The following is an 18,420-nucleotide window of genomic DNA, read 5'->3' as shown; positions in this document are numbered from 1 at the left end:
GATTGGCACAATGCCATGTATATGGCGCTTTATGCGAATGCGGCTTTCAAAATACCCCCAATTATACCCCCAAAATCGCTGACTGGACATGAATCAGGGGCCCCGGATGATGGTTGCAGCGGACGGGGAAGGGGGCATCGGGCCTATCCCCCCACCTCAATCTTGTGCAAAATCTGTTCAGTCACGCCCCGGCCGTCGGCATCGCGCTTGACCGCCATCAGGAATAGCAGTCTGCCGCCGCTCATCTCTTCGGCCTTCAGCCCGATATTGTTCTTTTCGGCCGCGTCGGGGTCCGTCGGCCCCTTATATTCTACGATCAACTGCCGCCCGTCGTTCAGCTCGGCAACGAAATCGGGATAGAAGAAATTGCCCGACGTTGGCAGGCGATAGGCTCCATAGGTACGATCGACGTTGCGCACCCAATGCTTCACCGCGTCGAGCCGGTCGATCGCCTGCGCGCACTCAAATTCCTCGCCCTGCGATTTGAGGTCGCCGATCGCGGCATAATAATGTTTCTTGAACCGGAAGCCGCCTTGATACGGATTGCGCGCGTCATAGCGGTTCGGATCGAAATGGTGCAGCGCCCCGGCGGGGTTGGCTGGAACGCCCACGCCATCCAGAAAGAGCTGCACGCCCTGTTGGGCGGTCAGTTTCCGCAATTCGGCGACGCGCGCCAGCACGGCACGCTTCAGCGCATATTTGCCGCGCACCAACGCCGCCAAGGCCATGCCCTGATCCTGTACCAGTTCGACCACGACGCGGCGGCAATATTCCAGATAGGTCGCCTGGCCGGTATGCGCCTGCCGCGTCTGGCGGTCCAGAAAGCGCGCCAGCGCCGCTTCGTCCCAATTGGTCGCGCCGTCGAGCGCAAGCTCCAGCGTCGTTGCCATATGGCTGTAGACCAGCCGGTCGCCCCGAATATCAAATTCATAGCTATCGGGTTGCTCAGTCATGCTGAAGCCGGGCAGGTCCGCGCCATGCGCCAGCAAATCCCAGCCCGCCAGATCGACGAAGGATTCGGGATAGGCCAGATCAAGCTCGCCCTGCACCTCGATTTCGAGTTGCGGCACCGCGAACGGAACACCGCGCGCGGCGGGCGACTTCGCCGCTTCGGTCTGCACGATGTTGCGCTCGACCGCTTCGGCCGCACCGGGCGCAATCGCTTCCATCGCCTTGCCGATCTCGCGCTTCACCTCGTCGCTGGCATGGGCGTCGATCACGGCGAGCACCTTGCCTGCGCCGTCGTCGGCCATGCGCAGCGCCTGCCGCGCCGCTACGCTCCAGTCGCTCGTGTCCGGCCGCTCGTTCACGGTCAGCTTCACTGGTTCGGGCACGCGATAGAGCGGCCCCATATCGCCGCCCTCCAGATCGAACGAAGGCGGCATTTCCAGTATCGCCTCGCGCGCGCTGCGCTCGTCGAACCCCATTTCGGTCAGCCGATCCATCAATCCGTTCGCCGCCGCCGCGAACGTCGTTTCGGACACATGGGCATAGGCGCGGTTCAATTCTTCGGACGCGCGGCGCGTCGCAAAGGGCATGCGCAGCACCCGGCCCAGCAACTGCTCAACCGCGCCCGATGACCGGATGCTGGCAAGCGAGCAAAAGACATAGGCATAGGAGCAGTCCCAGCCTTCCTTCAGCGCCTGCACCGTGATGACATGCTCGATCCTGCACGCCGGATCGAACAGGCTGACGCCATCCAGCCCGCGCTGGTCGCCCGTCGCAACAACGATTGCTTCTTCGGGAATGCGCTCCTGTTCGATCAGATGCGCTTTCAACACCTCGACCGTCGCTTCATTGCCTTCGGCGGCGGGCATCGCCTGATAGAGCGCGATCGGGCGAATCCCGGCCGGATCGTTCGCCGCGATCCGCGCCAGCCATGCGCGATTCTGCACCGCATGGGAAACGGCTTGCTGCCAGCTTCCATGCTGCGACAGATGCACCGGCATCTTGATCATGTCCTCCGCCTTCAATTCCATCGCGGTCGCAACGGCGATGACATTGGAGCGCGGTTTGGGCGTCGCCGTCAGCTCGACGATCGCCGACGGATTGAGCCGGGCCTTGGTCCCGCCCGACAGGCCGGTCATGAAGTTGTGCGCTTCGTCCAGGATCATCAGCGGGCGCTGGCGGTGCAACACATTGGCGAAAGACAGCGCGATCTCGCCCCGGCGCGGCCCGTCGTTCACGACGTCCAGCCCCTCGCCCCGGCGCGCGTCGCGGAAATGATCCTCCAGATTCTCGTCGTCGGCATAGACGTTGCGGTTCGACGTGTCCTCGACGCGAAATGCCTGATAGGTCGCGACGATCACGACGGTCTTGTCCAGAAAATCCTGCGGCCGGATTTGCCGCCGCTCGCTGATATCGAACACCGCAACCGCACCGTCGAACGCCTCCTCCAGCGCGACGCGGTAGGGATGGCGCGGCTGTTTGAGCGCGTCGAGCGTCTGCGCCTGAATCGCGCTCGACGGCACCAGCCAGATCACCGGAACGCGCGCGCGGTCCATATAGGCATCGGCCGCGACCTTGATGGCATGGCTCGCCAGCAAGGTCTTGCCGCCGCCCGTCGGCAGGCGAAGGCAGCAATAGGGCACCGCCTCCAGCCCCTCGACCGGCGTATAGCCGCCGCGTGCATAGCTGCCGAGTTCCGCCCCCGCGATGGCGTCGGCATAGGCCTGCGCGGGCGGCTTCACCTTCGCCGCGCTCAGGAAGGTGCGAAGGGCGTCGAGCGCGCGGGTCTGATAGCGTTTCAGCTCCATCTCAGCGCGCCTTCACATCATAGGGAGTCTGTTTGAACGTCACGCCTTCGGCCTTCAGCCGCGCATCGCCGATCCGGCTCGCCTCGCCGTAGATCGTCAGCGGCCCGTCGTGCCCGGCGGCCGCGCGGATCGACGCGAGCAAGGCATTGGTCAGCACATTGCCGCCCGACATGCGCTTGTCTCCCAAGATGCCGTTGTAGAGCAAGGCAAAGCCGCGCGTGCCGTGGCTACCGAGAAATGGTCGATCCGCCGTGCCCTGATAAGGGAAGCCGGTTTCAGAAAACCAGATATGCGCCGCGAGCGCCGCAAATTTGATCCCCGGCCGGATGCGCCCGTCCTCGTCGAACACCGGTTCGCCGAGACGGTAAAAGTTGAAACCGCCGCCGCCCTGCCAATTGACGGCTTGGGAAATGCCACCCTGTTCGCCATCGATCACTTTTGTGAGGCGCGGCGCACAATGAGTGACGGCATGGTCGCCCATTTCGACGCCGATCCATTGGCGGCCCATTTTGTGGGCGACAGCCGCCGTCGTCCCAGAACCAAGAAAGCTGTCCAGCACAAGTTCACCGGGGTTGGTTGCGATATGTAACACTCTCTCAATAAGTCGCTCGGGCTTCGGCGTTCCAAAGCTCGTTTCTGCTCCGAAAAGTGCATTAACCTCGTTCTTCGCTTCGCCCGTATGGCCGACTTCCTCATGCGGCCACCAAGTCCAAGGGACAAGCCCTTTCGCCTTGGAAAGAAATTCTTTTCGGCGAGGAACACCATTACCATCACGTCCAAAGTAAACTCTGTTGTCCGCGATCAGCTTGTCATATTCCGACTGAATTACCTTCCAACAGTTTCCGGCCGGTGGGACATGCACCCTTCCATTAGGAGCAGTGATCTCATACATCTGATTTGGCCGGAAGCCTTGCGCCAGCAGTGACACCGATTGCCATGGTCCGCGCTCATCGTCGTCGGGATTGCGATACACTGCGCGCTGCTTCTGTCCGAGAGGAAGAAGGTTACGTCCATTCTTAAAGCGATCGGGCGCCAAGCTGTAAACAAGCAAGAACTCATGCGAGTCGCCAATTGCTTCCCTGTTTTCTCTTGAATACCTTTTTTGCCAAAGATTCGTCGCCACGAAATTTTTACGTCCAAAAACCTCGTCCATCACCACCTTTAGATAGTGGCCTTCATTATCGTCGATCGACACCCAGATACTGCCATCTTCGGCAAGCAGGTCGCGCAGCAGTTCCAGCCGAGGATAGATCATCGCCAACCACTGGCTGTGCTCCAGATTGTCGTCATAATGCTCGAACGCCGAGCGCGTGTTGTAAGGCGGATCGATATAGATGCACTTCACCCGCCCCTTGTAATAGGGTAGCAGCGCCTTCAGCGCGTCCAGATTGTCGCCCTGGATCAGCATGTTTCCGGTCGCCGGATCGCCGTGCGACAGCGCCGGGTCGGCCTCCAGCAAGCGATAGGGAACCGCCGCCGCGCGCTTCAAATCCTCGTCGCGCGTCAACCATGTCAAACTCGGCATTCCAGACTCCCCGCTTGGTCGCGCGGGCTTAGCAGCGCGTGTGGCTTGTCGCCAAGAGATTAGCCGCCAAATCGGCGCGCTGCCGCCATATTGGTGGTGCCCCCGGCAGGACTCGAACCTGCACCGTAGAGGGTAGAAACCTCTTGCCCTATCCAGTTGGGCGACGGAGGCGCTGGAGCGGCCTAGGAGAATCGAACTCCTGTAGACGGGATGGAAGCCCGGTGCCTAACCTCTCGGCCAAGGCCGCGCACGCAAAATTGCGTCAGCGTCTCGGGCGTCCGCTTCCGGCCGGACGGGCGATATGTGCGTACAGCCCGAAGGCAGCAGGGTTGGCAAAGGTCGCACCGGAAAGCATGGCGAAATGATAAGGCATGATCGTCGGAATGCAAGACATTCGGCGGATGACGAATGAAACCTCAGGCTGGCGTTACGTTCAAATCCTCGTCGCGCGTGACCGTGCCAAGCCCGGTTTCGCTTGCCCGCCGGGTTCGGCAGCGCGTCTGGTCAATTAAGATGGTCAGGAATTTCGACGGGGTATACCAGCCGAATCCCAGACCCGCACAGGGCCTTGTCCAATAGCAGGCCGTCGTCGGAGTAGAACACCCGCCAGCCCGGCAACTCGGCCTTGACCGCAAAAGCGATGGCATAGCCTTCGCGGTCGAAGTCCGGCCAGCCCGGATGCGTGCGGTCCCCGCTCCCACCTTCGGCGCGCTCAATCTCGGCGTATCGCTCCACCCAGCGTTGCAGGCGGGCATAAAGGCCGGGGCTGATACGAAACCCGTCCAGTGCTTCGCGCGGGAGGAAGGGGACATGCCAGATGCCGTCGCTTGCATACTCCGCCATGATGCGGACAGCTTTAAGCGGGGTGATGTTCATTGGGGTGACTCCGACAGGCAAAGGCGCCGGGCAAAGCGCCCGCGCTTCATCGCTTGTCGGTGTGCGCGTCCTTTAGCGCATGGCCGGGGCGATCGTCCAGACTATCCTGCCAGCTTCTGCAATGCGGCGATGGCCTGCGCCACCGTTGCCGGATCGATGGTCGCCACGCCACGCGTGACATCCATGCCCCGCATCAACGCGGCTTGCCGGTGCGCGGCGACATTGCCGTAGCTCGTCAGCGTCGTCATCACCCGTTCGTGGCCCAGATTCTGCGACCATGCCTTGAATTGTTCGGGCGTCGCGCACCGCTGCTCGCCGAGTTGGACCAGCGTATCGCGGAACGAATGCGGGTTGAAATAGGGTAGTCCGGCCGCCTCGAAGGCATTGCGGAAAATATCGCGGATCGGTCCGGCGCTCGCCCAGCCATCACGCCGAAGCCCGGTCGGCTGGAAACCGCCCGCCTCGCCTAGCCCGATTTGGGTGGCTGGGAACAGCGGATCGTCGTCGCCCCAGAACAACTCGCTGCGCAGATAGCCGCACCAATGCTCGACGATCGCCAGCGCCTCGCCACCGACCGGAAAGAACCATGTCGAAAAGGTCTTGCTGCCCTTGGTGCGAACGTCGCGGGCGTCCTGATCGACCCGGCCTTCAGTTAGATCGACGTGCTTCAGCTTGAAGGACGCCAGCGCGCCATCGCGTGCGCCGGTCAGTATAGCGAAGGCGATCAACGCACGATTGCGCAGTTCAATGTCGCTGCCGGTCGGCATCGCCGACAGGACATGGTGGATTTGATCCAGCGACGGGAACGGCTTGATGCGCGTCGCCTTGGCGACCCGCGCATCCTTCTCCGGGAGGTTGAAATAGTCGGCGTCCGAATAGCGCAACTTCGACTTGTAGCCCGGTTGCCCCGCAAGCCAGACGAAGAACGCGCGCAGCGCCGACAGGGTGCTATGCACCGTCGCGCGGCTCAGCGGCTTGCCGGTGCGAACGGCGACCGTCTCGTCCAGCTTGCGCTTGAACGCGACCGCCTGCGCGCGGTGGAAATTTTTGAAGTCCTTGTGCCCGTTCACGTCCTCAAAGCGCGACAGCGCCTTGGCAACGGCATCGATCGACGCTTCGTCGCGACGCTGCGCTTCTTTCAAATAGGCGAAATATTCGTGCTTGATCCGGGCGTTCGCGCCATTGTGCTTTGCCATGTCGGCTCAGTCCTTTCGATTGTCACAATATAGGGAAGGTGAAGCCCGCTCTATTAGGCGTGCGCCCGCTTCCCTGATTTGGACGTCGGTTGCGGGCATGATCGCGGCAACGTCGCTGCGGCGGGCGCGGCGGAACATCATGGTCCCGCACGTCTCGCAAAGCGCCGTCAGGTCGCCCGTCGCGGCATTGCGGGCGACATATTCGACCATGCCGAGCGCGGGGCGGCGCGGCTCACGGCACTTCAGACAATAGATCGTGCCGGGCGAGCAAGGACGCTTCCCGGCCTTGCGCCGACGTTCCAGAAAGGCGCGCAGCTCATGCCCCAGGATCAGCACCGGCCGACCACCCTCGACGACAGGCAGGCCTTTCTTGATCCAGCCGCGCACGCTGTTCTTGTGGACACCGAGCGCGCGGGCCGCTTCGTCCGCACTGTAGGCGCGGTGGATTTTGATCAGGCGCGGATTGATCCGCCGTGCGGACATGGCGTTACGCCTTGCCCGACACCAGCTTGCGGATCGATTCCGCGCGGATCAGCGTGCGGCGACCGAGCTTGAACGCTTCGAGACGCCCGTCGGCGATCATGGCGTAGATCGACGTGCGCCCCATGCTCAGCACGCGGGCGGCTTCATTGATGGAATAGGCGAGACGGTCCATTGCGATGCTCCTGCATTGAACGCTGGCGTTCCAGCGAATGCAGGGAATGTCGTGGGTGCCGAATTTCGCGGAAAGTTCGGCGGCTATTCGGCGGCCATTTTACCGCGTTATGGCTTGGGACCGCGCTTACGCTCGCCGGTCAAAACACGAATGCGGTCCCGCGAAATATGATTGTCTGGAAAATCCGCGCGAACGAGGATCAGTAAATCGTCCTGCGAGAGGCCATCGCGCACGTTTGCGCGCTTGTTCCACCATTTTTCCAGGTCCGCGTTCGACAATGGCGCTTTGCTGGCGTCGGACGTTTCCGGCGACGGGGCGACAGATATCGTCTTGTTTCGTGTCGCATATTCTATGGCGTCGGACAGACTCGCACGGGCAAAGGACACCCCTTTTGCCTGCGCCTGGCAATAGCCCCCCTCCGTTTCTCCCGGCCCGGCAAAATTGCCCGATCGCCAGTTGAGAATAGCATCCGGGTGGCGGGCGCTGGTCATCCAGAACCAGGTGGGCATCACCCCATCTTCAATCTCATCGTCTGGGTCGTAACTGTCGGGATATTGGCAATTCAACGCCCGGCACCATGACTCGATAAGCCTGTTCGCGCAGCAATGGATGATCGCGGCAAGCGCCTGATCGGTCGAGACAGCCGCTGCGTCCGCTACATGCTCGACGGCGTCCGCGCAGTCGATCCAGCGCCCCGCCTTCACCCCGCTGCCCGGCACGACAGCGTAAATGTCGTCCGCCAGAAACGAGACGCCAAAGGCTTTCACCTGAAATTTCTGGTTGATCCAGGTGCTGAAATCGCCCGTCGTCCAATTCTGATTGAGTGCAGCGCCCCCTTCGGCCCACCAGAAATCTTCACCGATATTGGCGTTCGAATGCTTTCCGCTTGGCAAGATCAACGTCTCGGCCCGCGCCTGAATCAGTCCGGCGTGCGCCCGCGCGCAAATCGTCCGCCGTTGATCGGTGAGAGGCGCTACGCGCTGCAAAAAAGCAAGCGCATCTCGGGCCGCAAGCCATTCTTCTTCCATCGACGAAGATTATTCTGCGGTCACCCGCGAACGCAAGCGATCAATTACTGGCCCGAGTCATGCGCGTAGAGGCACAATATCTGCCCCCTTGCGCAACATATCCAGATGGTCGCTCCACCATTGCGCCATCGCGACCCGCTCCTCCCAATGCGCGCCGCGATGATAGGCCGCGCGCACCTTGTCGCTATCGCCGTGCGCCAGAGCGCGCTCGATCGCGTCGGGGTGCCACTTGCCGCTTTCGTTGAGCAAGGTGGACGCCATCGCCCGGAAGCCGTGCGCGGTCATTTCATCGGTGCTGTAGCCCAGCCGACGCAATGCCGCGTTGAGCGTGTTTTCGCTCATCGGCCGGGTCCGGGTCCGCACCGATGGAAAGACATAGCCCGTCGCCCCGGTCGCCTCGTGGATTTCGCGGAACAGCGCCACCGCCTGCCGCGACAATGGGACAAGGTGCGACTTGCGCATTTTTGTGCGTCCGGCCGGGATAGACCAGATTGCGCCGTCCAGATCGATCTCGCTCCAGTCTGCATGTCGCAGTTCGCCGGGGCGAACAAAGACATGCGGCGCGAGCTGGAGCGCAAGTCTGGTCACGCCGCTGCCATCATAATCGTCGATCGCGCGCAGCAATTCGCCCACCCCCTTGACGTCGGTGATGGCCCCGTAATGCGTCACCGTCGGCGCGGTCAGCGCCCCGCGCAAATCGCGCGTCGGGTCCGACGCCAGCCGTGCCGTCGCTACCGCATAGCGGAACACCGCGCCCGCCAGTTGCAGGCTACGCCGCGCGCTTTCCAGCTTGCCCTTGCCTTCGATACGGCGAATCGCGGCCAGCACGTCGGCGGGTTCGATCTCGCCTATGGGCAGTTTGCCGATGGACCCGGAAACCAGCGAAAGCAGATATTCGCTGCGCGTTGCCGTCGCGGGTGCCCAGCCCTTTGCCCCGTCCTTCCGGCGCTTGGCGCAATATTCGTCGCAGATTGCGGCGAACGTATCGGCTGCCTCCGCCCGCGCGCGTATCTTCGCGCGCTGCTTTTCGCGCGAGGGGTCTTTGCCAAGGGCGATCAGTTCGCGCGCCTCCTCGCGCCGCCTGCGCGCCTCGCCAAGCCCGATCTCGGGATAGCTTCCGATCGCCAGCGTTTTCTCGCGCCCGTCGATCCGGTATTTGAGCCGCCACAGCTTGCCCCCTGCCGGAGTGACAAGCAGGAACATCCCGCCCCCGTCCGCCAGCTTGGTCGGCTTCGCGCCGCGCTTCGCGTTGCGGATAGCTATGTCGGTCAAAGCCACGGGATTGCCTGCCTTTCCGGGGACGATACCCCCAAGCGCGGGGGTATCGAAATGGCCGCTTTGCAAATACCCCCCAAAGATACCCCCACCGGCTTGCGATTGAACGCGAACGCCGGTGAACGCTTGCGGCCTGATAGCCGCCTAAATACCGTGGTTTTCTGGGGGTGTCCAGACGTATGCGAGCGTCGGCGGACAGGGAAATGGAGCGGGTGAAGGGAATCGAACCCTCGTCGTAAGCTTGGGAAGCTTCTGCTCTGCCATTGAGCTACACCCGCGCACTGGTTGCGGCCTTTGCCGCCTTACGCCGCCCCGGTCAATATCCGATACGAGCGGCGGTGATATCCGAAAAACGGCTTGTGGCATCGCTGCGTGGGCAATAGGCGGCTTTGCAACGACAAAAGACGGAAGGATGCCGGTGTTCGATACGCTCACCCTCGCCAGCCTGCCCGCCGCGGACGAGGCGCTGCGGCCGGCGATCCGCGCGCTCGCCGATGAAGCGGCCGGCGCCGCATCCGCCGATGTCCGCGCGCGCTCCTGGTCGGGTTTCGATCCTGCGTTCAGCCGGCGGCTCGGCGAAGCCGGCTTCCTCGGTCTCACCTTGCCCCGGAAATATGGCGGCGGCGAACGCGGCCCCTTCGCGCGCTTCGTCGTCGTCGAGGAACTGCTCTCGGCGGGCGCGCCGGTCGCGGCGCACTGGATCGCCGACCGCCAGAGCGCGCCGCTGATCCTGAATTACGGCAGCGAGGCGCAGCGCGAATATTATATCCCGCGCATCTGCCGCGGCGAGCTTGTCTTCTGCATCGGGATGAGCGAGCCGGGGTCGGGCTCCGACCTTGCGAGCGTGCGCACCCGCGCCGAGCGGACGGCGAGCGGCTGGCGCGTCAACGGGCAGAAGATCTGGACCACCAACGCGATGCACGGCGATTATATGATCGCGCTCGTCCGCACCTCGGGCACCAGCGAGGATCGCCACGCCGACCTGTCGCAGCTGATCATCGACCTGAAGGCGCCGGGCGTCACCGTCCGCCCGATCACCGACCTTGTGGGCGATGCGCATTTCGCCGAGGTTTTTTTCGACAATGTCGATCTGCCCGAGGATGCCCTGATCGGGAACGAGGGCGAGGGGTGGAAACAGGTCACCGCCGAACTCGCCTTCGAGCGCAGCGGGCCCGAGCGCATCTATTCGAGCGTCGTGCTGCTCGACGCCTGGATCGCGCATCTGCGTAAAGTAGGCCGCGCCGATCCGGCGACCTTGGCGCTGGTCGGTGATTTCACCGCGCGGCTCGGGACGCTGCGCGCCATGTCGATCGCCTGCACTGCGCGGCTGGCGCTCGGCGAAAGCCCGGTGACCGAGGCGTCGCTGGTCAAGGATCTCGGTACCGCTTTCGAACAGGAATTGCCGGTCGCGATCGGCGACGATCTCGCCGCGCACCCGGGCGAGGCGGTCGATGCCGAACTCTACCGCACCTTGATGTTCGTCACGCATGTCGCGCCCAGCTTCTCGCTGCGCGGCGGCACGCGCGAGGTGCTCCGCGGCATCATCGCCCGCGGAATGGGGCTGCGCTGATGAGTGAATTTCTCGAACCGTTCGAGCGGATGCTCGAGGATGTGGCCACGCCCGCCGCGGTTCGCGCGATCGAACATGGCGGCCGCATCGACGCGATGTGGGGCGCCTTCGCCGAATCGGGTTTCCTCGACGCGCTGGTCCCCGAGGATCGTGGTGGCGCGGGGCTGCCGCTGGCGGAGGTCCACCCGCTGTGGATGGCGCTCGGCCGCCATGCAGTGCCGCTGCCCGTGGGCGAGACGATGATCGCGCGCGCGCTGCTGACCGGCCTGCCCGAAGGTCCGATCGCGCTGGCGGTCGCCGCGGGGGCCGCGGTTGTCGTACCGTGCGGACGGGTCGCGGCGCATGTGCTGGTCGAAGCGGAGGGCGCGCTCCACCTCGTCGAAGCATCCGGCGTATCGACGGGCGTGCCCGCCAGCCTTGCCGCGCGGTTCGACGTCGGCGCGCCTGGAACGCCGGTCGCCTCCGCCCCCGAGGGAGGCTTGCGCGGTATCGCGGCGATCCTGCGCGCGGCGCTGATCGCCGGCGCGGCCGGGCGGCTGACCGAGATGACCGCAACCTATGCCAATGAGCGCGTCCAGTTCGGCAAGCCGATCGGGCGCCAGCAGGCCTTGCAGCAGCAGATGGCGGTGATGGCCGAGGAAATGGTCGCGGCGCGCATCGCGTCGCAGCTCGGCTGCGCGGGCGGTTTCCCGCCGTCCCTTGCCGCCGCCGCCACCGCCAAGTCGGTCGCGAGCAAGGCGGCGGCACGCGTCGCCGCGACCGCCCATGCGATGCATGGCGCGATCGGGATCAGCGAGGAGCATGACCTCCAGTTGTTCACGCGGCGCCTGCACGAATGGCGGCTGGCGGACGGGTCGGAGACCTACTGGAACCGCCTGCTCGGTGCGGCACGGCTCGATGATGCGGGCCGGTCGGTCGATTTCGTGCGCGAGGCGCTCTGATCCTGGCGGCGCGCCGGTTTGTTTCACGCGAAGACGCGAAGAAATCCCCAAATCCGTTCGCTCTGAGCCTGCCGAAGCCTGTCCTGAGCGCCTGCCTTGGCAGGCAGCCGAAGGGGGCCGTTCTTTTCTTTGGCGCTGCAAGAAGGACGGTGCTTCGACAAGCTCAGCACGAACGGGGGTTGGTTTATCTTCGCGCCTTGGCGTGAACTATTCTAACGCGCCGACTCCAATATCGTCTCCATCGCGACGAAGGTCGAGGTGCTCGCGACGTGCGGCAGGCTCGAAATCTTCTCGCCGAGCACGATGCGATAGCGGCGGATGTCGGGGGTGCGCACCTTGAGCAGATAGTCGAAGCTGCTCGCGATCATATGGCATTCCTCGACCTCGGGGATTTGCCGCACCGCCTGGTTGAACCGGCGCAGCGCCTCCTCGCGGGTGTCGGACAATTTGACTTCGGTGAAGGCGACATGGTCGAGCCCGACCTTGGCCGGATCGACGATCGCGCGAAAGCCGGTGATCAGCCCGCTCTCGACCAGCCGCTTCACGCGCTGCTGGCACGGCGTCTTCGACAGCCCGACCTGCGCCGCGAGATCGGTATAGGTGATCCGCCCGTCGCGCCCCAATATGCTCAGAATCTTGCGATCAAACTCGTCCAGATCAACCATGGAAGACAGATTTTTCATATGTTCAGACTAGGATCATGATAATCTTTGGTCAAAACATATATGACTGGGAGTAAATGAAGGCGGATCGACTTTGCGGATTCTGCTATGGAGGGCCCATGACTCAGCCCACCGACCGCGCCGCCATCCGCGCCCTCGCCCGCCGTCCCGAAGCCGATATCGTCGCCGATCTGCGCGCCGAGCTTGCGCGCTCGCCCGCCAGTGTCGAGGCGACCACCGCGCGCGGGCTCGCGCTGATCCGCAAGGCGAAGGCCGAGGGCGAACGCGAGACGCTCGTCGCGCAGCTGATGAACCGCTACCGGCTCTCGACCGAGGAAGGCGTCGTGCTGATGTGCCTTGCCGAGGCGCTGCTGCGCGTTCCCGACAGCGCGACCGCCAATGCGCTGATCCGCGACAAGATCGCCGGGCGGCGCTGGAACGAGGGCGAGGATGAGGACAGCCCGCTGATCGTCGCGCTGTCGGCGCGCGGGCTGTCGCTCGGCTCGGCGACGCTGATGCTGGATGCCATGGGCAGCAGGGCGAACCCGCTCGCGCTGCTCAAGTCGATGATCCGCCGTTCGGGCGAGCCGGTGATCCGCCAGGCCTCGCTCGCGGCGATGAAGATGCTCGGCCAGCAATTCGTGATGGGCGAGACGATCGACGCCGCGGTCAGGCGTGCCGACAAGGAGAAGTCGGAACTCGCGAGCTTCGACATGCTCGGCGAGGCAGCGCGCACCGCGGGGGACGCACGGCGCTATTACGACAGCTATGCGGGTGCCATCGCGCGCATCGGCAAGAACGCGAAGCCAGGCGACCCGCACGCCAACCACGGCATCTCGATCAAGCTGTCGGCGCTCCACCCGCGCTACGAATATCTGCAAGGGCGGCGCGTGCGCGAGGAACTGATCCCGCGCGTCATCGAACTCGCGCGCGCCGCGCGTACGGTGAACATCCCGCTGATGATCGACGCCGAGGAAAGCGACCGGCTCGAACCGCATATGGACGTCTATGCCGCACTGATCGACGCGGGGATCGCCGACGGCTGGACCGGGCTCGGCATCGTGATCCAGGCCTATCAGAAGCGCGCGCCCGAGGTGATCCGCTGGGTCGCCGCCAAGGCGCGGGCGCGCGGCGTCAAGCTGTCGATGCGGCTGGTGAAGGGCGCGTACTGGGACACCGAGATCAAGCGCGCGCAGACCATGGGTCTCGCCGACTTCCCAGTCTTCACCGCGAAGAATCATACCGACCTCAATTACATGCACTGCGCGCAGATCTTGCGCGACGCACAGGATGCGATCTTCCCCGCCTTCGCCAGCCATAATGCGATGACTCTCGCCTTCATCGCCGAGCTGTTCGCGGGCGCCGATTACGAGTTGCAGCGATTGCACGGCATGGGCGAGGGCGCGCATGACGCGATCGTCGGTCTCTTCCCGCCGCCGCGCCCGGTGCGCGTCTATGCGCCGGTCGGCACCCACCGTGACCTCCTCGCCTATCTTGTCCGCCGTCTGCTCGAAAATGGTGCGAACAGCAGTTTCGTGCACCAATTCTCCGACCCCGACGTGACGGCGGAGGAGCTTGCGGTCGATCCGCGGAGCATCGCGAGCAAGCCGTCGACGATCGCCACCGGCCTTCAGCTGTTCGACCCCGAGCGCCGCAACTCGCGCGGCTATGACCTCGGCGACCCCGGCGTGCCAGAGGCGCTGATGGCGGCGATCGCCGAGGCGCGGCGCGCGAACCCGGTCGCGGCGCCGGTCGTCGCAGGCCGTACGCTGACCGGCACGGCCCAGCCCGTCCACAACCCCGCGACCGGCGCCGTCATCGGCACGGTGATTGAGGCCGACGCGGCGGCCGTGGACGAAGCCGTCGCCGCCTCGCGGCAGGTGCAGGAGGACTGGAGCCTCGCCGGCGGGGCGTTCCGCGCCGAACGGCTCGAACGCGCCGCCGACCTGCTCGAGGAACGCGACGCGCTGTTCCTGGGCCTCGCGATCGACGAGGCGGGCAAGACGCTCGCCGACGCGGTCGCCGAGGTGCGCGAGGCAGTCGATTTCCTCCGCTATTATGCGGGACAGGCGCGCGCGCATTTCACCCACCCGCTGCCGCTTCCCGGACCGACGGGCGAGCGCAACGAGCTGATGCTGGAGGGCAAGGGCATCTTCGCGTGCATCAGCCCGTGGAACTTCCCGCTCGCGATCTTCCTGGGGCAGGTGTCGGCGGCGCTCGCGGCGGGCAATGCGGTGCTGGCGAAGCCCGCCGAACAGACCCCGCTCATTGCCCACGCCGCGGTCGAATTGCTCCACGAAGCCGGCGTGCCGGCCGAGGTGCTGCACTATCTCCCCGGCCGCGGCGAGACGGTCGGCGCGGCGGTGACCGGCCATGCCGACGTCATCGGTGTCGCCTTCACCGGCTCGACCGAGGTCGCGCGCCTCATCAACCGCAGCCTCGCGATGCGCGACGGCCCGATCGCGACGCTGATTGCCGAGACCGGCGGCGCCAATGCGATGATCGTCGATTCGACCGCGCTTCCCGAACAGGTCGCGCGCGACGCGGTCGCCAGCGCCTTCCAGTCGGCGGGCCAGCGCTGCTCGGCGCTCCGCCTGCTCTGCGTGCAGGAGGATGTCGCCGAGGGCATGATCGAAATGGTCGCGGGCGCGATGGCCGAGCTCGACGTCGGCGATCCCGCAAAGCTCGCGACCGACACTGGCCCGATCATCGACGAGGAGGCGCGGGCGAATATCGCGACCTATGTCGCCGAAGCGCGTAGCGCGGGACGCGTGCTCGCCGAAGCCGGCGGCGACCTGCCCCCCGGCGGCCATTTCGTCCGCCCGGCGCTGATCCGCCTCGACCATGTCACCGAGCTCACGCGCGAGATTTTCGGCCCCGTCCTCCATGTCGCGACGTGGAAGGGCGGCGAGCTCGACGCGCTGATCGATGCGATCAACGCCTCGGGCTACGGCCTGACATTGGGCGTCCACACCCGCATCGACGGCGTCGCGGCGCATGTCGCGGCGCGCGCGGGCGTAGGCAACGTCTACGTCAACCGCAACCAGATCGGCGCGATCGTCGGCTCGCAGCCCTTCGGCGGGCGCGGCCTGTCGGGCACCGGGCCGAAGGCGGGCGGGCCGCACTATCTGTTCCGCTTCGCCGAAGAAAAGTCGATCTCGACGGACATCACCGCCGCGGGCGGCAATGCGGCGCTGATGGCGGGGTAGTTCGGGCTCGCACAAAGCCACGAAGCCACAAAGGGAATCACAAACACCGTTCGTGCTGAGCTTGTCGAAGCACCGTTCTTCTTTACCGCCGAAAGAAAGAACGGCCCCCTTCGACTGCCTGCCAAGGCAGGCACTCAGGACAGGCTTCGACAAGCTCAGGGCAAACGGAGTAAATAATCTTTGTGGCTTCGTGGCTTTGTGCGAGTCCTCGTTAAGCCCCCGGCACGCCCAGCATCTGCGCCTGCGCCTTCAGCCGCGCCGCCGCGCCCGGATTCGCCGCGATGCCGTCCTTCAGCGCCTGCGCCGCTTTCGCCGTTTCGCCCAGCGTCATGCGGCTGCGCATCAGCATGATCCAGCGGTCGACGTCGGCCGGATTGGCCTTCAGCTTCGCCTCCAGCCCGTCGACCATGCCCTGAATCATCGCATCCTGCTGGCCCTTCGGCAGTTGCGACGCGGCCTCCATGTCGGCGCGGCTCGGGCCGGGAATGGCGCGTGCGGCGACCGGTATTTCCTCGGCGGTCGGCGCGCGCGGTTTGGTCGCCGCGAGCCGCGCGGCGACGTCGATCTTGTTGATCTTGCCCACCTCTTCGATCGTGCGGCGCAGATTTTCCTCCCACGGGGCGCCTTGCGGCGTGTCGGCGAGCAGCGCGAACCAGTCGTCGATCGCGCCCTTGTGGTCCTTGTCGACGTCCTTCTTGACCGCGAGGAAATAGCGCGCCCGCGGGTCCTTGGCGTCGAGATCGAGCGATTTCCGGAAGGCGGCAAGCGCCTCGGCGGGAAAGGGATCATCCTTGCTCGCATAGATCTCGCGCCTCGCCGAGCGCCGACCACAGGCCCGCGGACCGGGGCGACAGCGCGGCCGCCCTGTCATAGGCGGCGACCGCGCCGGGAAAATCCTCGAGGTCGAATCGCGCCTCGCCCAGCGCCTTCCAGGCCTCGGCATTGTCCGGTTCGGCCTTGGTCCGCGCCTCCAGCGCGGCGAGCGCATCGACCGGCGCGGCGGTTTCGGGGACCGTCGAAACCGCGCCGCCCGCCGCGGAATCGCGCCAGATCGCATAGCCGACTGCCCCCGCGAGCAGGACGAACGCCGCGATCAGCACTGCGCGATTGATACCGGTCATGCCGCCGCTCATCTTGTTGCTCTCGCTCATTTTTGCCCCTCTTGTGCGTCTGCGAAAAAATCTCCGCGGCACGCGCTCGCGGCTTGCCTTTGCCGGACGATGGTGTAGCCTTTGAAGGGCGAGGTCGGTCAACGACAAAATCGTAAGGGGTCGCACCGATTTTTCCCAGTCAACAGGGGGAGGGGTGCATGGCAGTATCGGATCATGTCGATTTTTCGACATTCATGGAGGGCGTGAAAAAGCGCAATCCGGGGCAGACGGAGTTTGTCCAGGCGGTCCAGGAGGTGTCGGAAGACATTTTCGATTTCATCGCCGACAAGGAAGAATATCACGCGCAGCAGATATTGCGGCGCATCGCCGAGCCCGACCGGGTCGTCTCCTTCCGCGTCTGCTGGGAGGACGACAACGGCAATATCCGCGTCCAGCGCGGCTGGCGCGTCCAGAACAACAATGCCATCGGCCCGTACAAGGGCGGCATCCGCTTCCACCCCTCGGTCACCGAATCGGTGCTCAAATTCCTCGCCTTCGAACAGACGTTCAAGAATGCGCTGACCGGCCTGCCGATGGGCGGCGGCAAGGGCGGGTCGAACTTCAACCCCAAGGGCAAGAGCGTGCGCGAGATCATGCGCTTCTGCCAGAGCTTCATGACCGAACTCTATCGCCATATCGGCGCCGACATCGACGTGCCGGCGGGCGACATCGGCGTCGGCGGGCGCGAAATCGGCTTCATGTTCGGCCAGTACAAGCGGATTACCAACGAATTCACCGGCGTTCTGACCGGCAAGGGCCTCGAATGGGGCGGCTCGCTGATCCGCACCGAGGCGACGGGCTATGGCGCGGTCTATTTCCTGCAGAACATGCTGGCCGTGAAGGACCAGGATCTGGTCGGCAAGACCGCGGTCATCTCGGGATCGGGCAATGTCGCGACCCATGCGGCGGAAAAGATCGTCCAGCTCGGCGGCAAGGTGCTCACCCTGTCCGACTCGGGCGGCTTCATCCACGATCCCGACGGCATCACCCAGGAAAAGATCGACTGGGTGAAGGCGCACAAGACGCACCGCCGCGGCCGGATCGAGGAATATGTCGACGAGTTCAAGGGCGCGAGCTTCACCGCGGGCAAGACGCCGTGGGGCGTGAAGTGCGACGTCGCGCTGCCCTGTGCGACGCAGAACGAACTGCTCGGCGAGGATGCGAAGACGCTGATCGCCAATGGCTGCATCGCGGTCAGCGAAGGCGCCAACATGCCGACCAACCTCGACGGGGTGCACGCGTTCAAGCATGCGAAGATCATGTTCGCGCCGGGCAAGGCGGCGAATGCCGGCGGTGTCGCGGTCTCGGGCCTCGAAATGAGCCAGAACAGCGAGCGCCGCAGCTGGAGCGAGGGTGAACTGCAGCAGATGCTCAAGGACATCATGGTCGGCATTCACAAGAGCTGCCTGACCTATGGCGACCAGGGCGGCGGCTATATCGACTATGTGAAGGGCGCCAATATCGCGGGCTTCAAGAAAGTCGCCGACGCGATGCTGGCCTTTGGGGTAGTGTAGACGGGGCTGAGGCGCAAAAGCGTCCGGCCGGGGTAAAAGGGGTTCTGCGATGACGACGCACG

At 64.7% G+C, this 18,420-nt stretch carries 15 protein-coding genes and 3 tRNA genes; 4 read left to right on the top strand and 14 right to left on the bottom strand.

Going from position 1 to position 18,420, the window contains the following annotated elements:
* Positions 1-143: 143 nt before the first annotated feature.
* The 11 genes from N0A20_RS16165 to N0A20_RS16115 all read right to left on the bottom strand — a co-directional run bounded on the left by N0A20_RS16165 (position 144) and on the right by N0A20_RS16115 (position 9,589).
* On the bottom strand, positions 144-2,756 hold the full coding sequence (locus N0A20_RS16165) for a DEAD/DEAH box helicase (protein WP_260581350.1): 2,613 nt from the start codon (positions 2,754-2,756) through the stop codon (positions 144-146).
* 1 nt (position 2,757) lies between these two features.
* On the bottom strand, positions 2,758-4,281 hold the full coding sequence (locus N0A20_RS16160; RefSeq protein ID WP_260581349.1) for a site-specific DNA-methyltransferase: 1,524 nt from the start codon (positions 4,279-4,281) through the stop codon (positions 2,758-2,760).
* 94 nt (positions 4,282-4,375) lie between these two features.
* Positions 4,376-4,452 (bottom strand) — tRNA-Arg (locus N0A20_RS16155).
* Between the two features lie 2 nt (positions 4,453-4,454).
* Positions 4,455-4,528 (bottom strand) — tRNA-Gly (locus N0A20_RS16150).
* A gap of 257 nt (positions 4,529-4,785) precedes the next feature.
* The gene (locus N0A20_RS16145; RefSeq protein WP_260581348.1) at positions 4,786-5,157 is read right to left on the bottom strand and encodes a hypothetical protein; all 372 of its coding nucleotides are present in this window, start codon (positions 5,155-5,157) and stop codon (positions 4,786-4,788) included.
* Positions 5,158-5,258: 101 nt separating this feature from the next.
* Positions 5,259-6,353: a tyrosine-type recombinase/integrase gene (locus N0A20_RS16140; RefSeq protein WP_260581347.1), complete on the bottom strand. Its 1,095-nt coding sequence runs from the start codon at positions 6,351-6,353 to the stop codon at positions 5,259-5,261.
* 6 nt (positions 6,354-6,359) lie between these two features.
* A complete protein-coding gene (locus N0A20_RS16135) occupies positions 6,360-6,836 on the bottom strand; it encodes a helix-turn-helix domain-containing protein (RefSeq protein WP_260581346.1) in 477 nt (158 codons plus the stop codon).
* Between the two features lie 4 nt (positions 6,837-6,840).
* On the bottom strand, positions 6,841-7,008 hold the full coding sequence (locus tag N0A20_RS16130; RefSeq protein ID WP_260581345.1) for a helix-turn-helix domain-containing protein: 168 nt from the start codon (positions 7,006-7,008) through the stop codon (positions 6,841-6,843).
* A 107-nt stretch (positions 7,009-7,115) separates the two neighbouring features.
* Positions 7,116-8,036, bottom strand: coding sequence for a hypothetical protein (locus N0A20_RS16125; protein ID WP_260581344.1), 921 nt, complete (start codon positions 8,034-8,036; stop codon positions 7,116-7,118).
* Positions 8,037-8,093: 57 nt separating this feature from the next.
* A complete protein-coding gene (locus N0A20_RS16120; RefSeq protein WP_260581343.1) occupies positions 8,094-9,314 on the bottom strand; it encodes a tyrosine-type recombinase/integrase in 1,221 nt (406 codons plus the stop codon).
* A gap of 201 nt (positions 9,315-9,515) precedes the next feature.
* Positions 9,516-9,589, bottom strand: a tRNA-Gly gene (locus tag N0A20_RS16115).
* A gap of 134 nt (positions 9,590-9,723) precedes the next feature.
* On the opposite strand from N0A20_RS16115, the gene N0A20_RS16110 reads away from it, so the two are divergent.
* Together N0A20_RS16110 and N0A20_RS16105 are read left to right on the top strand one after the other, a co-directional pair.
* Positions 9,724-10,881 (top strand): acyl-CoA dehydrogenase family protein, encoded by a 1,158-nt coding sequence (locus N0A20_RS16110; RefSeq protein ID WP_260581342.1) that lies wholly within the window; start codon positions 9,724-9,726, stop codon positions 10,879-10,881.
* A complete protein-coding gene (locus N0A20_RS16105; RefSeq protein WP_260581340.1) occupies positions 10,881-11,822 on the top strand; it encodes an acyl-CoA dehydrogenase family protein in 942 nt (313 codons plus the stop codon). The genes N0A20_RS16110 and N0A20_RS16105 overlap by 1 nt, the downstream gene beginning before the upstream one ends.
* A 212-nt stretch (positions 11,823-12,034) precedes the next feature.
* On the opposite strand, the gene N0A20_RS16100 is transcribed toward N0A20_RS16105, so the two are convergent.
* Positions 12,035-12,487: an Lrp/AsnC family transcriptional regulator gene (locus N0A20_RS16100; protein WP_260581339.1), complete on the bottom strand. Its 453-nt coding sequence runs from the start codon at positions 12,485-12,487 to the stop codon at positions 12,035-12,037.
* A 116-nt stretch (positions 12,488-12,603) separates the two neighbouring features.
* On the opposite strand from N0A20_RS16100, the gene putA reads away from it, so the two are divergent.
* Positions 12,604-15,693, top strand: coding sequence for a bifunctional proline dehydrogenase/L-glutamate gamma-semialdehyde dehydrogenase PutA (putA, locus tag N0A20_RS16095; protein ID WP_260581338.1), 3,090 nt, complete (start codon positions 12,604-12,606; stop codon positions 15,691-15,693).
* A 211-nt stretch (positions 15,694-15,904) separates the two neighbouring features.
* On the opposite strand, the gene N0A20_RS16090 is transcribed toward putA, so the two are convergent.
* Positions 15,905-16,564 (bottom strand): hypothetical protein, encoded by a 660-nt coding sequence (locus tag N0A20_RS16090; RefSeq protein WP_312846557.1) that lies wholly within the window; start codon positions 16,562-16,564, stop codon positions 15,905-15,907.
* Positions 16,479-16,844, bottom strand: coding sequence for a tetratricopeptide repeat protein (locus N0A20_RS20275; RefSeq protein ID WP_312846556.1), 366 nt, complete (start codon positions 16,842-16,844; stop codon positions 16,479-16,481). Before N0A20_RS20275 ends, N0A20_RS16090 begins: the two co-directional genes overlap by 86 nt.
* A gap of 158 nt (positions 16,845-17,002) precedes the next feature.
* Here N0A20_RS20275 and gdhA point away from each other — a divergent pair, with 158 nt between their 5' ends.
* The gene (gdhA, locus tag N0A20_RS16085; protein WP_260581337.1) at positions 17,003-18,358 is read left to right on the top strand and encodes an NADP-specific glutamate dehydrogenase; all 1,356 of its coding nucleotides are present in this window, start codon (positions 17,003-17,005) and stop codon (positions 18,356-18,358) included.
* The last annotated feature ends 62 nt before the right edge of the window (positions 18,359-18,420 follow it).

The organism is Sphingopyxis sp. PET50 (assembly GCF_025244705.1).
Taxonomy (GTDB): Bacteria; Pseudomonadota; Alphaproteobacteria; order Sphingomonadales; family Sphingomonadaceae; genus Sphingopyxis.
This window is presented reverse-complemented; position numbering and strand designations above follow the sequence as displayed.

Bases quoted from the DNA above. Each gene is read 5' to 3' on its own strand.
- N0A20_RS16165 (WP_260581350.1), bottom strand. From the start codon at position 2,756: ATGGAGCTGAAACGCTATCAGACCCGCGCGCTCGACGCCCTTCGCACC.
- N0A20_RS16160 (WP_260581349.1), bottom strand. From the start codon at position 4,281: ATGCCGAGTTTGACATGGTTGACGCGCGACGAGGATTTGAAGCGCGCG.
- N0A20_RS16145 (WP_260581348.1), bottom strand. From the start codon at position 5,157: ATGAACATCACCCCGCTTAAAGCTGTCCGCATCATGGCGGAGTATGCA.
- N0A20_RS16140 (WP_260581347.1), bottom strand. From the start codon at position 6,353: ATGGCAAAGCACAATGGCGCGAACGCCCGGATCAAGCACGAATATTTC.
- N0A20_RS16135 (WP_260581346.1), bottom strand. From the start codon at position 6,836: ATGTCCGCACGGCGGATCAATCCGCGCCTGATCAAAATCCACCGCGCC.
- N0A20_RS16130 (WP_260581345.1), bottom strand. From the start codon at position 7,008: ATGGACCGTCTCGCCTATTCCATCAATGAAGCCGCCCGCGTGCTGAGC.
- N0A20_RS16125 (WP_260581344.1), bottom strand. From the start codon at position 8,036: ATGGAAGAAGAATGGCTTGCGGCCCGAGATGCGCTTGCTTTTTTGCAG.
- N0A20_RS16110 (WP_260581342.1), top strand. From the start codon at position 9,724: ATGCCGGTGTTCGATACGCTCACCCTCGCCAGCCTGCCCGCCGCGGAC.
- N0A20_RS16105 (WP_260581340.1), top strand. From the start codon at position 10,881: ATGAGTGAATTTCTCGAACCGTTCGAGCGGATGCTCGAGGATGTGGCC.
- N0A20_RS16100 (WP_260581339.1), bottom strand. From the start codon at position 12,487: ATGGTTGATCTGGACGAGTTTGATCGCAAGATTCTGAGCATATTGGGG.
- putA (WP_260581338.1), top strand. From the start codon at position 12,604: ATGACTCAGCCCACCGACCGCGCCGCCATCCGCGCCCTCGCCCGCCGT.
- N0A20_RS16090 (WP_312846557.1), bottom strand. From the start codon at position 16,564: ATGACAGGGCGGCCGCGCTGTCGCCCCGGTCCGCGGGCCTGTGGTCGG.
- N0A20_RS20275 (WP_312846556.1), bottom strand. From the start codon at position 16,844: ATGAGCGAGAGCAACAAGATGAGCGGCGGCATGACCGGTATCAATCGC.
- gdhA (WP_260581337.1), top strand. From the start codon at position 17,003: ATGGCAGTATCGGATCATGTCGATTTTTCGACATTCATGGAGGGCGTG.